This window comes from Eubacterium sp. ER2 (genome assembly GCF_000765215.1).
Classification (GTDB): domain Bacteria; phylum Bacillota; class Clostridia; order Lachnospirales; family Lachnospiraceae; genus Claveliimonas; species Claveliimonas intestinigallinarum.
The window spans coordinates 48,939-62,101 of sequence record NZ_JPJE01000021.1 but is presented as its reverse complement, the minus strand read 5'-3'; the positions used below and the strand labels follow the sequence as shown (position 1 = coordinate 62,101).

Sequence of the window (13,163 nt, the reverse complement as noted above, 5' to 3'; positions counted from 1 at the left end):
TTGTTTTTCTTACTAATATCATCAAAAATCGCATCACATTTACAATATATTTAGGTGGATTTCTTCCACACTCTGCGAAAATACAGCGTTTGTTAAACATTGTTTTTGTTCTTAGCCAAATTATCAGCCAAAAATCAATCTGGTAGTTCATCAATAATATCTCGTATGCTTTCCTGTCGTGCTTGATCTGCAATCTGCCTTATATCTTCATAGCTCAGTGCTGGTGTATTTTTAATGTCTGTTCCCCCTGTATCAATCTTCACTTCATCAACGTAGTTCATCCAATTTTTACTCAACCACACGTATGTAGTGGGATTGAGCCGCCCGGACATTCCACACTGTTCAAGGAATGCATATATTAACTGCTTTATTTGCTTTACACCGTCCCTCCTGCGTTCTGATGTATTTCCCACGCCATTCTCCCAGTTATGTAGTTCTTGTCTCGAAATACCAAGTCCTGCACATAAGGTCTCAATCCCCAGCCTCATCTTCTTCCTCTTACAGAACTCAATTATCATATTGACTCTATCTTCAAATTCTTGATCCATGCTTGCATCACGCGTAATCTTCTTTAACGATGCCAGCTCTTGAATGCTCTCTATCGCATCTGCCACAAACTCTGCTGGAAGATTATCAATCTGCGAATTAGGAAAATTACTTTTGCTCATTTTTTTCCACCCCTTTTTTGATGTCAACGAAATGCATTGAACCTGCTTCTTTATCCTCTGACTTCCTCGTGCTATTATGGTTCTTATCTTGTTTAGTATCAGCCAATACAGATTGCAGAAAATGATTCCAATGTTCCATATTACCCAAGTTCCCCGTGCTCCTTTCTATTGATCTTGTCTCGGCGCTCTAACTCATTCAATGTTGCTAAAATTAAATCTTTCAAGAACTCATATCCGGGTTCATTTTTATATTTTTCCACTATTTCGCCGGATGTATTAACTACTGTCTCCCATTCCTTATCTGTTCCGGCCATATCTGCAAATTGTTTGTGAAAATCCCATGCAGATTTCCAAATGTTGAAATATGTATCTCGAAAATCCATCTTGCCTCCTTTCGCCTAATAGGGTGGGAAAAGTGCGATTTATTTCAAATTCATTTTATTATGCATATATTATTTTTTTCGTACATATAATGATTTAGAATAACATTCCACTTAATCCACCCATTATTAGGCTTTATCATTCAAAAGGTAACTCTTGCGAATCATCCACCTTCAGAAAACCTTCTTCTTTCTCTGCTAGTCCAACAAAATATTCATTCCCATGAACAATCTTTTTCCCAAATCCTTTGTTCTTCAGATTGGAATAAAACCTAGTTCTGCTCAATGGCTCTCGTTCGGTTTCTTCGCAATATTTCTTGTATAATTCATGCAGCTTTGTTGATTTAATTGATTTTGAAATATCTCTTATCATACGTTCCTGTAAAAACGCCTGTACAGAATCACTATCGGCATACAACTCCGCCACAAGTTCCCTGCTCCGTTCACTTTCATACAAGGCATTGTCCTCAAACAATTGCTTTAATTCCTTTAGTGCCTGTTCTATGATGTAAGGGATTTCATCTCTTAATTTGTCTTCAAGTTGTCGATCCGGCTTCTCTGGGCGATTGTCCATCTCAATCAGGATGATTCTTTCAAACAATGCATTGCTCTTTTCATCCAGACTTATCGGAACACTATTGCAAGAAAACAGTAACCGTGCATACGGTGTGAAAGTTATAATATCTCGCCCTTTGTATGAGTCTGACAAACTATCTCCGCCAGTAATCAATTTGATTGTATTTACCGTTTTTAATGGATTTCCATTCAGATCGGCACACACGTTAATTAGCTTTCCCATTAGCTGGATTGAATAAAATTTTTCTTCCAACTTTTGCAGGGTAATATTGCTATAATTGCCTGCACCGATCACATTTTCAAATAGTCGGACCACAACAGATTTTCCCGTACCTCTGGAACCTTTCAAAATGATAAATTTCTGAAAATTGCATCGAGTCATGCATAGCCCTAGAAACTGGAGTATTGTTTTTCTGTCTTCTTCTGACATAGCAGATTTGAAAAATCTCTCTGTTTCAATGCCGCTATATTCCTTATCAGGCTCATAATTCCATGGTATTTGATTGACGCAGTAGTATTCCGGCTTATGTTCATGTCTCTCCCCGGTTTTTGCATCCAACATACAATTCTTAAATGGTATCCAGTATTTTGGGTACTGATTGATTTCATCATATGTTTTTTCCAACTCATAATCCATTGCAAATAATTGATAAATCCTTGTGATTGTGGTACTTTTAATAAAACGTGGAAGTATCAATTCTCTAATTAACGTCTTAAGTCGTGAGCCGGAAAAGTCTGCCACATATGTGCCGTGTACATAATGGTATGGCGTTCCGGCCATAAAAAATAAATTTTGAGTTTCTTTGATATATCGAAGAATCGCATCATCGAATACTCCGCATGGTTTCCCTTTTCCGTCCAAAAGATGAAATTTTAGTTTAAATGAATCGTCCAAGCATTCCTCCCCTCCTTTCATTCTAAAATTCCACACAGATTATCTAGTTTAAATTCTGCTAACTGTTTGCCATTCATGCACCAAGTCCACACCCAAGACAACGGGGGAATGTGTGGAGAATTAAGAAGATTGTCATATAACTCTAATTCTTCATGTAGTCTGTCCACTTGTGCTATCCATTTTTTTCGCTTACATTTTTCAGCATGTTCTCGCTCTTTTTGCGCCTGTTCCTGCGTCTTTATTCGTTCAGCAATAACTTTTCTGTCCGTTTTATTTAAAGCCGTAGAAACGCCAAATACAGAGGATATTTCCTTCATTGCCTCCCAGTTGTTGCAATTCCGAACGTGCGCCCATAAAGCTACAGCATCGCCGCCTTTTGCCCTTCCAAAATCAAAAAAACTACCTGTCCCTTTATAAATTTTTATAGAAGGTGTTCTTTCACCAGGAAACCTATACATTCCTCTAATTGGTTCACCCAGTAGACGAGTGGCAACATCATTAATATTGACTTCTGATTTAATTATTTCAAAATTTTCCTTCATTCTGTTTATTCTCCAATTATTTGAGGTTAGCGATCAATTCCTTATTATTGACCGGGTGTTCTTCCTTCGGTATGGGATTTTATTTTCACTCGAATGAGTGCTTTATCTTTTGTACAAGAATTATAGTTTTCAGATGTGATAATTAACCTTTGTAATTTTCATCAATATGTTTGTAGAGTACCGGCATATCAATCCTTACCGTTCTCCCTACTCTGATTATTGCATTTGCTTCTTCCGCAATACGCATTAAAGTATTCCTGCTCCAATTAGTCTGGGAACACGCTTCTGCTACTCGGCAATAACGCCCTTCTGGATTTACAATAGCGGCGTTCATTTTTTCACCTCCATAATCTCTTGAACATCAACATTAAACGCACGAGCTATTTTATCTGCTGTTTCCGATGTGCATCTTTTCCCCTGTTTCACACAACTTAAAGTTTGCCTAGATACTCCGGAGATATCCGACAATCTTGTTAAAGTCAAATCCTTTTCTGCAAGCAGCACAGCAAATTTAATCCTGTCTATTCTCATTTTCTCGCCTCCTTCAAACAATCTTTTTCTTGTATTTAAATTATCACAATAAAATACTTTTGTCAATACAAACGACAATATTTTACTTGTAATAAAGTAGCACAAATGCTATAGTAATCACAAAGGGGGTAGAAAATGGTGACTATTGGGGCAAATATTAAACGTATCAGAAAAGAAAAAAAACTTTCACAGCGAGAATTGGGCGAAAAGTTGGGTGTATCACAACAGATGATAGGGCAGTATGAGAACAATACAACTCCGCCCAAATATGAAACTGTAAAACGAATTGCTAAGGCATTGGGAGTGCCAACCTCTGAAATCGACCCAAGGGCAGACATTTCCACTCTGGAAGAAGCACTTGAAGAACTTAGAAAGCAAAAAAAAGAAGCCTTACAATCATTTACGCAAGATGAGATTTTTGGAGACAAATTTAATGCCATATACAATAGGTATAAACAGCAAGAAGCAATACTCTGCCAGCAACTAAAATCATTGACAAAAGATACAGAACGCCAACATTTATATGAAACAACTGGAGAAACAATAAAAAAGCTTCGCTTAAAAAAAGGGTTTACCTTAACAGATATGTCGTCGCAAACTAAACTCCCTATATCCCTACTCTATAGAATTGAAAACAACTTGCGTTCACTAAATTTAGATACTTTGGTCAAGATTTCAAGATGTCTGGGAGTAGCTGCAGTAGATATTGATCCAAATACTGTTTTTGAATGGGGATTTGGCAAAGAAACCGAAGCGGATAAGCTTTATAATCAATTGCTTAATTATTTTGAGAACTTAAATCACGACGGACAGAAAAAAGCCGTTGAACAGTTAGAATTATTATCTAAAATATCTGATTATCAAGTAACCACCCCCGAAAAGGATATTCCATCTTCCAAATAAAGCCAAAATCCCCCTCGCCCGACGCGCCACCGGAAAAGGGGGATAAAATTTTGCCGTAATATCATTTTGGCGTAATTTTGGCTTACCCATTGATTTCTCTTTCTGATCATGCTATACTTGCAGACGTTGCAGACCCACATCAAACCAAGGTCTTTCAAGGTCTGCCGGCGGTCACCGCCGTAAAATGTGCCGTGTGTTCGAGACCTTCCACACGTAAAACAAAACTAAAGGAGAGAACTGAATATGAAGAACAAGAATGTAGCATTTATGACTCAGGCAGCCATGATCGCTGCCATCTACGTGGTGCTGACCTACATTTTCGCACCGATTTCCTTCGGGGAGATCCAGGTGCGGATCGCGGAGGCGCTGACCATCCTGCCCCTCTTTACACCGGCGGCCATCCCGGGACTTTTCATCGGATGCCTGCTCGGAAATGTGGTGGGAGGAGCGCTTCTTCCGGACATTATCTTCGGAAGCCTGGCCACACTGATCGGAGCCGTGTTCACCTGGCTGCTGCGCAGCCGCAGACCGGTCATCGGCACACTGCCTCCCATCATTTCCAATGTAGTCATCGTCCCCCTGGTGCTCCGGATCGCCTATGGCGTGAACCTGCCGCTGCCCTTCCTGATGCTGACAGTTGGCGTTGGCGAGGTGATTTCCTGTACAATTCTGGGACTGATCGTCTACTATGCGCTGAACCGCTACCGGAACACATTGTTTCCCAGAGCCGCTGCCATGTAGACTGAAGCGCTGCCGTTTCCTGCTCAGAATGCTCAAAAGATAGAAAAATACAAACGAGGCGCAGGCCGTTCTGTGATCCACACGGATGGCCTGCGCCTCGTTTATCTCTTCTTTTTTCTTATTCCAGCGCACTGATAAATGTGCGCCCGCTCCCCGCCAGGAGGCTGTCCATCTGCTCATAGGAGATGGCTGTCCTGTTTCCCGTGGCCGTCTCTATGTAGGTCACATAGGACTGGTCGTAGCCGATGAGGATGACGGAGCTACCGTCACCCCCGACGCCCACCACAGGCATATTGTTGTTGACAATGTACAGCATCTCCTCCGTGGTGCATCCGGTCAGGTCCAGGGTCTGTCCGCCCAGCACCTCCTGTACGGCGTCCACAGCGGAGGCGCCCCCGGCCAGTCTCTCCCGAAGAGCGTTCACCGCGTCATCCCTGTCCGTGATGAGGTACTCCAGATACCGGTTTCCTCTCTCCCACACGTATTTCTGGTCTCCGGACACCACCACGCCGCTGACCTCGTCCGCTTTCACGATGGCGTCCCCGGCCCTGTCATAGCTGCCCTGGAAACGGCCTGTCCCGTACACATAGTACACATCCCCCTCACCGGTCTCCTCAAAGGCCACCTGAGCCGGCTGCTCGTAGAGCACCTGCTTGGGCCTCAGCACCTTGGGATTTCTGTCGGGGATGCCGTCCGCAAAGGTGAGCCTCATCTGGGTCTCCTTCAGGTCTGTCACATAGGACTCAAGTGAGATATTGCTCTCCTTTTTCTCCGCATTGCTGGTGATCTGGCTGGCCGCGATCTGTGTGTAGGAGTCCCCGCTCTTCACCACCCGATCCAGGTTGATCATGCCGCCGGACACCTCCACGCTCAGCACATAGTCGCTGTCCGACTGGTAAGTCCTCTGCACCTTCTTGGCGCTGCTGCGTATCTCCACTTTATACATGGGGTACACCTCCTCGCCGGAGACCGTGCGCCCCGCGTCAGACTGTCTGGACATGCCGCACACAAAGTCTGTGTTCACAAATCCCAGAGGCCGGATGGAGGCGTCCTGATCAGCCTGCACCGTGTAGCTCTTCCCGGTCTCCAAATCCATGACCGTGACCTCCGAAGCCTCGTACAGGGTGCCGCTTGTCTGATAGGCTGCCAGCTGCCCGTCGTCGGAGGTGACATACTGTCCCTCCTCCAGCCCCTCCGCAAGGACTGTCTGCTCCTCGTTTTCCATATTGATCTCATAGAGCGTGCCTCCCGCCAGCACGTAGAGCATCTCCCGGTCCACGCTGTAGTAGACCAGCTTTCCCAGTTCCTCCGACGCCACGGCGGCGGACTTGCTGCTGGGAATAAAGGCCTTCTCATCGATGTTGTTCTGCTCTGCCTGATAATAGTAGATGGCCGCTCCCACCTCTCCCTCATGGGAGCCTCTGTTCATGTAGCCGCAGACCGCAAAGGTGACATTTCCGTCCCCATCCATGCGCAGCAGGCGGATCTCATGCTCATCTGTGAGATTTCGGATATCCTTGCTCTCCGAGTCCATAAAGCTGAAGAGAAGGGACATCTCGTCCGCCTCCTGATTGTAGTACCAGAGCTCTCCTCCCTGGACAAAGGCCACCCGGTTTCCCTCCTCGCTGACAAGATAGGGCACGTCGGGATCTGTAATCCCCAGAAGAATCCCCTTCTCGCTCAGCACCGTCTGGGTGGGGTCAAAGATCTGCTCCATAGTCCGGTCATAGTCCAGAAGATACATGGTTCCGGAGGCATTTCTCACCCGGAAAAATTCTTTTACTGTGTAGAGATCCCGCTCATTTTCCTCCCCTGCGCACTGCACCTGGTACTCCAGGATGACCGAGGTGTATGTAGAGTTCGACTCAGTGATCTTCCACCTCTCAGTCCCTGTCACCTGCGGCTGCAGGCTTCCCCAGGACACGTGGTCGTAGTCTGAGTGGATGGTCACGTGGTAAAAGTTCGTCCCCTCCTCGCCGGTCGGCTCAAGGGCTGCTCCCACACCCACATTCTCCACCTTTCCCATGGCATTTACATGGTAGTCGGAAATATATTTCAGACACTCCGGAAGGGAGAACTCTGCCCCGTCCGCTATTCTCGTATAGTAGTAAACCTCCTGATCGTCCACATGGAGAGTCAGAAGAAGGAGCCGCTCCTCCGTCAGAAGGCCCCCGTCAAAGGTAAGGCTCACCGTCTCCTGGGGCTCATCCACACTCTCCCGGGACAGCTGACTGGAGCCGTCCAGAGTGTATACTTCGTAGTCCAAAGACCGGATACGGGCATCGTAGGTCTGGATATGCATTTCCAGTGTCTGGTCGATTACCGGAGTGATGCTGTCCCGCATGGTGGTCACATCCATCTCCTGGGTGTAACCGGTCAGATAGTTCACCTCATATCCCTGACAGGCAAAGGACACAGAGGGCAAAGTGGCGCTCCCCAGGTCTGCTGTCATATTGTTGTTTCCTCTGTTGGTCACGTAGCTGAACACGATGACCGCCACGACAAAGACGGCGGCCAGTATGCCCGCGTGTATCAGGCGTCTCTTCATCTGTCTGCTCCTTGCTCTTTTTCTGACTTCGTATCTAACAGCCTTCCAAGCGTGGGACGCACGTGCAGCGCCTCCTCGCACATCTGCAGCTTCTCTTCATTGCTTCCCTTCCTTCCGGTCTTCACAGCCCGGATCAGTATGTTTTTCGGCGTGTGCTCCATGTCGATAAATTCCAGGATCTGAGTCTCATAGCCCTCTCTCTCCAGGTACTGGGCCCGCAGGGCATCCGTCACCAGAGCGGCCATCCTCTCTTTGATCAGGCCGTACTTAAGCACCGGCTCCAGGACATCGCTCTTAATCTGGCGGTTCAGCTCATGCTGACAGCAGGGCACGGACAGGATCACCTTCGCGTCCCAGCCGATGGCCTTGGCCAGGGCAAAGTCCGTGGCCGTGTCGCAGGCGTGTAGAGTGACCACCATGTCCACCCGGTCCACGCCGGTGTAGTCTGCAATATCTCCCTCCAGGAACCGCAGTTTCTCATAGCCGTACTTCCCGCTCAGCTCATTACATCGGCGGATCACGTCCCTCTTCAGGTCCAGGCTGATGATCCGTATGTCGTATCCCTTCAGCTCGTGAAGGTAGTAGTATATGGCAAATGTGAGGTAAGATTTCCCGCAGCCAAAATCGAGGATCGTCAGCTCCCTGCCGTCTTCGGCCCGGTCCTTAAGCCGGGGCAGGATATCTTCAATGAACTCCAGGAAACGGTTGATCTGGCGAAACTTGTCGAATTTCGCGTGAACCACCTTCCCTTCCCCGGTCATGACACCCAGATCCACCAGAAAGGGAACAGGCACCCCCTCCTCGAGGATGTATCTCTTCTGTCTGTTGTGAGACAGGTCAGCCTTCTTCGCCGGCTCCTTTCTGGCCTTCTTCTTTACGGTGACCTTTCCCTTTTTGCTCACCAGCGCCGTGACGGACGCCTGCCGCGTCTCCATCTGGAGTTGCTTCATCTCTTCCATATATAGGAGAAGCGCCGCGCAGGCTTCATCGGCGGGCAGGTTCCGGTGAAACGCCTGGTTCCCCTTAAACTCCTCCAACTGAAAGAAAAGTGTGCCCTTCTTCAGCAGGGGGCGCACCTTCACTTTGACCGCGCCGCCCTTTGTCCTTGGACTGCTGAGGGTGGCGGAGATAAAATCTGTATTTAAATTTTCTTCAAATAGTACTCTTAAATTTTCCATAGCCATATTATAGCGCAAGATGGGAAATGAGTAAATGGGGACCGGTTTTTTTCAGAAAATACCAGTCCCCATTGATCTCTCACTATGCTGCTTTTACTGCTCCGGCGCTGCCCCCTGGCCCTCCGGGGCCCCATCCTTTGTCACCCTTGGGAAGGTGATAGTCACCTTGAAGAGGTCTCCGTCCAGATACAGTGTAAATGTGCCTCCCTGCATCTCGGTCAGGGATTTGGCGATGGAAAGTCCCAGCCCGCTTCCTTCGGTGCTCCGGGACACGTCGCCCCGGATAAAGCGCTCGGTCAGCTCATCCGCGTCAATGTTCAGGGGCTGCTCAGACACATTTTTCAGATTAAAGGTCACAGTCTTCGCATCCACTGTCAGGTCCGCGTAGATCCTGGTTCCCTCCATGGCGTATTTGGCGGCGTTGTTGTAAATATTCTCCAGCACTCTCCACATGCGACGTCCGTCCACGTGGATGATAGCCTCCTCCTCCGGAAGAGTCAGCACCTCCTTCAGACCCCTGGCGCCGAATTTCTCCTCGAACTCCCCGCTGGTCTGTTGGATCATCTCCACCAGGTTGATGTTCATGTACTCCAGAGAGATATTTCCGGAGCTCACCTTGGACGCCTCCACCACGTCCTCTGTCAGGGTCTTCAGTCTCTGTGCCTTGGCCTCCAGCACATCCAGATAGCCCCGTATCTTCGGATCTGTGAAATTCTCCCTCTTCAGAAGGTCCACGTAGTTGATGATGGAGGTGAGAGGCGTCTTGATGTCATGGGATACATTGGTGATCAGGTCTGTCTTCAGCCTCTCATTTTTCATGCTGGCCTCCACAGCCGCGTCAAGCCCCTCGCCAATGGTATTGATCTTCCCGGCAATGTCTCTCTGTCCGCCTTTGAGATCGTCCAGGGGAATCTTGTAGTCCACCTCGCCGGCCGCGATCTTCTCGATCCCGGCTCCCAGCCTGTTTCTTCCGATGGCCTGCTGGATCATGTAGACCGCCACCAGCACATCCACCGCGAACATGAGGAGCGCAAAGAGGAATACGCTTCCTCCGGACTCCAGCACCAGGAAGTGTAGAAAGAGCACTGCCAGCAGCGCCACCACGATCCGCCACACCTCGTTCATATGCCGGATCACCTTCCGCACAAAGCCGCACAGCCATCTGAGGATACTGTTCTTCCAGAGGGTGCCCGCCTTGATCCTGCGCACCAGGCTCAGGTAGCCGATCATAAACACAGCGCAGCTGAGCACCGCGATCAGGGATACCACCACCACATCCGGCACGTTGATATCAAATGCGGTCTCTGTGTAATAGTAGGACGCGTCTCCCTGGTAGACAACTCCCACAAAAGGTCCATAGACATTGGTGACCAGGTATACCAGGCAGACCCAGGCTATGACAGTCACCGCTGCCGCCAGCTCGGTCTTGATCCGGTCAAAGAAATTCAGGTGAAGCTCTTCGTCCCTGTTTGTGCGGCCGGCCACAATAGTGAGCCACACAAGGATGCCCAGAATTCCCACCACCGAGAGGACGCCCATGGCGATCACACCCTGGATGGCCGGCGCGTATTTCTCATACCGCTGGTTCTGTACATAGTAGCTGTCCTGCACCGGGTAGTCAGTGTTGATGCCCACTGCATACACGAAATGATCTCCTGCGGGACCCATGTTCTCCACGGTGTGTCTCCAGCTGTTTCCCTCCACGCCGCTCATATTGCTGTCAAAGTCGGCCAGGGCCGGGCGAACTACCGTGTAGCTTCCCTCTTCCTTCAGCTTCTGGATATTGTCCTCCAGGCTGTCATAGTCCGCAAACGCCGCTCTGTTTGTGCTCACTGTCCCGGAGGCGGTGTCCGCATATATATAGGTAAGATTTGTGTTTCCCTCCTCCCAGGCATCGCCTGCCGCCTCGTAATTGTCCATTTTCTGTGACACCAGGTCGATAGCCGAGTAGATTTCCGAGTAGGCCTCGTAGAGCTTTCCGTTCCAACGCTCGTCACTGTTCACTATATCCAGAATGGACTGGACTCCGTCCGGGCTGGGCCCCTCCTGGATCCAGAAGCCGTCATAGTTCCAGATGGTGCGGTAGATGACCTGATTGTTCTGGTCTACCACCGTTCCCAGGCCGTCCCCCTCGTACAGGGTGCCGTCCCGCAGGTAGTTCATGACATCCTCGGATGTGACTCCTGTGTCCGGGTCTGTCATAAAAGACAGCTCCCCGGAGTCGATCAGGCTCTTCAGCTCCTCATAATAGTAGTACTCGTACGTGCCGTCCGGCCTCTGGCATACCACGATGGAGTTCTCCCCGCTGTTGTAGGACATGTTGTCGCCGGAGGAGAGGTCCCCGCTGTTCAGCTTATCTCTCCAGTCCACCAGGTCGTGGATCGTGTACGCCAGGCCGCTTTCATTCTCACCTGAAATATTTCCCGTGTCGTAGAGGGTCTGGATGTCCACCAGCTTGTTTTCATCCAGCTTCCCGTCTGTCTCCAGATCCCCCTTGTCCGCCAGAGCGTTCAGTATGCTCTGGGAGTCATAATAGGCCTGCTGCCCAAAGCCCTCTGACCGGGCGTAGCTGGCCTCCGATTTCCCTGAAAAAATATCCTGGGCCATGCCCGGGTAGGCCGCCAGCCACACAAGGCTTATGACCGCCAGGACCACAAGCACATGCTGAACCAGAAGCAGGACTCCCTTTATGGGAGCCGATTTATACCATTTATTCATACGTTCTCCCTCCTAAAGCTTCTCCACCTTATAGCCCACGCCCCAGACCACCTTCAGGTATCTGGGATCCTTCGGGTTGATCTCGATCTTCTCGCGGATGTGACGGATGTGCACCGCCACTGTGTTGTCCGCTCCGATGGCATCCTCGTTCCAGATGTTTTCATAGATCTGTTCGATAGAAAAAACCTTGCCCTGATTTTTCACGAGAAGCAGCAGGATATTGTACTCAATGGGTGTCAGCTTCACCGGCTCCCCGTCCACGGTCACCTCCTTGAGATCATCGTTGATGGACAGCCCCCCTGTCGTGTACACTGCCGCGTCTGTCTCTTTTGCCGTGCTCCCAAGCTGGGTGTATCTGCGCAGCTGGGATTTCACCCTGGCCACCAGCTCCAGCGGATTAAACGGCTTTGTCACATAGTCGTCCGCCCCCACATTGAGTCCGAGGATCTTATCCGCGTCCTCGGACTTTGCAGAGAGGATGATAATGGGAATATTGTTCTCTTCCCGGATCTTCAGCGTCGCCCGGATCCCGTCCAGACGGGGCATCATGACATCGATCACAAGAAGGTCCACATCGTTGGCCTTCAGCACCTTCAGCGCCTCCTGCCCGTCGTAGGCCTTCAGCACCTCATAGCCCTCCTGTGTCAGATATATGTCAATTGCCTCCACGATCTCTTTATCGTCGTCGCATACTAATATTTTTGCCATCTTCTATCACCTCCCTTACATATTACAAGAATAGCAGGGATTTTTTAAGAGGCAGTTGGGGAAATTCTTAAGAAATTATGAAATCATTTCAGATGGTTCAGCCCTCTCCTTCGGATCACCTCCGCCAGGTCGTAGAAGGCCAGGTTGAGATCCACGTCCCCGGCGATCCCACGGACGCTCCCGCTCTCCGTGTACTGCCACATGGCAATACCGTCAATGCCCGGCTCGCGGGCGTACCTGGCGAACCAGAGGGCGTACTTTTCCCGGAGTCTTTCATCGAACATCCGCTCCAGAAAGTCCAGATTACTGTAGTACATGGCAAAATACCCCCTGTCCTCCACCTCCCCGCAAAACTCCTCTACGATCCGGGTGGCCAGCTCCTTTGTCACTGTGACGCCTTTTGTCTGGGCGTACCGGACTGAATCCTGCTCAAAATCGATGCACACCGGGTATTCCACCCTGTAATCCTCTATGGTCTCCAGGCACTGGCGCGCCTCCTGACGCGCCATATCAGGCGTATAGGCGTAGGAAAACCAGTAAACGCCGAAAGGGATGCCCTCCGCGCAGCACCCCTCCGCGTTCCTGCGAAACTGGACATCAATGCTCCCGCTGCCAAATCCTGCCCGGAGCATAGCGAACTCCACGCCCGCCCGCTTTACCTCCGCCCAGTCAATATTCCCCTGAAATCTGCTCACGTCTATTCCAAAAATACTCACAGAGCCACCGCCTTTTTTTCTGTTCATGATCAGTATATGTCATTCCCGTCAAAAGGTTC

13 protein-coding genes are annotated in these 13,163 nt (G+C 49.2%); 2 read left to right on the top strand and 11 right to left on the bottom strand.

All coding sequences use genetic code 11. From position 1 onward, the window contains the following. Positions 1 to 134: 134 nt before the first annotated feature. The 6 genes from NI21_RS0108335 to NI21_RS0108310 all read right to left on the bottom strand — a co-directional run bounded on the left by NI21_RS0108335 (position 135) and on the right by NI21_RS0108310 (position 3,592). Positions 135 to 668: a hypothetical protein gene (locus NI21_RS0108335; protein WP_033125779.1), complete on the bottom strand. Its 534-nt coding sequence runs from the start codon at positions 666 to 668 to the stop codon at positions 135 to 137. 140 nt (positions 669 to 808) lie between these two features. After that, a complete protein-coding gene (locus NI21_RS0108330) occupies positions 809 to 1,051 on the bottom strand; it encodes a hypothetical protein (RefSeq protein ID WP_033125778.1) in 243 nt (80 codons plus the stop codon). A gap of 136 nt (positions 1,052 to 1,187) precedes the next feature. Beyond that, on the bottom strand, positions 1,188 to 2,519 hold the full coding sequence (locus tag NI21_RS0108325; RefSeq protein ID WP_197052615.1) for a phage/plasmid primase, P4 family: 1,332 nt from the start codon (positions 2,517 to 2,519) through the stop codon (positions 1,188 to 1,190). Positions 2,520 to 2,536: 17 nt separating this feature from the next. Further along, positions 2,537 to 3,061: a hypothetical protein gene (locus NI21_RS0108320; protein WP_033125776.1), complete on the bottom strand. Its 525-nt coding sequence runs from the start codon at positions 3,059 to 3,061 to the stop codon at positions 2,537 to 2,539. Positions 3,062 to 3,203: 142 nt separating this feature from the next. After that, a complete protein-coding gene (locus NI21_RS0108315; protein ID WP_033125775.1) occupies positions 3,204 to 3,395 on the bottom strand; it encodes a DUF6462 family protein in 192 nt (63 codons plus the stop codon). Next, positions 3,392 to 3,592, bottom strand: coding sequence for a helix-turn-helix transcriptional regulator (locus NI21_RS0108310; RefSeq protein WP_033125774.1), 201 nt, complete (start codon positions 3,590 to 3,592; stop codon positions 3,392 to 3,394). Before NI21_RS0108310 ends, NI21_RS0108315 begins: the two co-directional genes overlap by 4 nt. A gap of 135 nt (positions 3,593 to 3,727) precedes the next feature. Between NI21_RS0108310 and NI21_RS0108305 the strand changes: the two genes are divergently transcribed. Both NI21_RS0108305 and NI21_RS0108300 read left to right on the top strand, forming a co-directional pair. Further along, positions 3,728 to 4,495, top strand: a complete 768-nt coding sequence (locus tag NI21_RS0108305; protein WP_033125773.1) for a helix-turn-helix domain-containing protein — start codon at positions 3,728 to 3,730, stop codon at positions 4,493 to 4,495. 243 nt (positions 4,496 to 4,738) lie between these two features. Beyond that, entirely contained in the window at positions 4,739 to 5,236 is a 498-nt protein-coding gene (locus NI21_RS0108300; protein ID WP_033125772.1) for a QueT transporter family protein, read from the top strand. Between the two features lie 118 nt (positions 5,237 to 5,354). Here the strand turns inward: NI21_RS0108300 and NI21_RS0108295 are convergent, their stop codons facing one another. The 5 genes from NI21_RS0108295 to NI21_RS0108275 form a co-directional block, all read right to left on the bottom strand. Then, positions 5,355 to 7,784, bottom strand: a complete 2,430-nt coding sequence (locus tag NI21_RS0108295) for a hypothetical protein (RefSeq protein WP_033125771.1) — start codon at positions 7,782 to 7,784, stop codon at positions 5,355 to 5,357. Then, on the bottom strand, positions 7,781 to 8,962 hold the full coding sequence (locus tag NI21_RS0108290) for an SAM-dependent methyltransferase (RefSeq protein WP_033125832.1): 1,182 nt from the start codon (positions 8,960 to 8,962) through the stop codon (positions 7,781 to 7,783). Before NI21_RS0108290 ends, NI21_RS0108295 begins: the two co-directional genes overlap by 4 nt. A 93-nt stretch (positions 8,963 to 9,055) precedes the next feature. Then, positions 9,056 to 11,680 carry a HAMP domain-containing sensor histidine kinase gene (locus NI21_RS0108285; RefSeq protein ID WP_033125770.1) on the bottom strand — a complete coding sequence of 875 codons (2,625 nt, stop codon included), beginning with the start codon at positions 11,678 to 11,680 and terminating at the stop codon, positions 9,056 to 9,058. A gap of 12 nt (positions 11,681 to 11,692) precedes the next feature. After that, positions 11,693 to 12,388 carry a response regulator transcription factor gene (locus NI21_RS0108280; RefSeq protein WP_033125769.1) on the bottom strand — a complete coding sequence of 232 codons (696 nt, stop codon included), beginning with the start codon at positions 12,386 to 12,388 and terminating at the stop codon, positions 11,693 to 11,695. An 83-nt stretch (positions 12,389 to 12,471) separates the two neighbouring features. After that, positions 12,472 to 13,104: a glycoside hydrolase family 25 protein gene (locus NI21_RS0108275; protein WP_081958024.1), complete on the bottom strand. Its 633-nt coding sequence runs from the start codon at positions 13,102 to 13,104 to the stop codon at positions 12,472 to 12,474. Between the last annotated feature and the right edge of the window lie 59 nt (positions 13,105 to 13,163).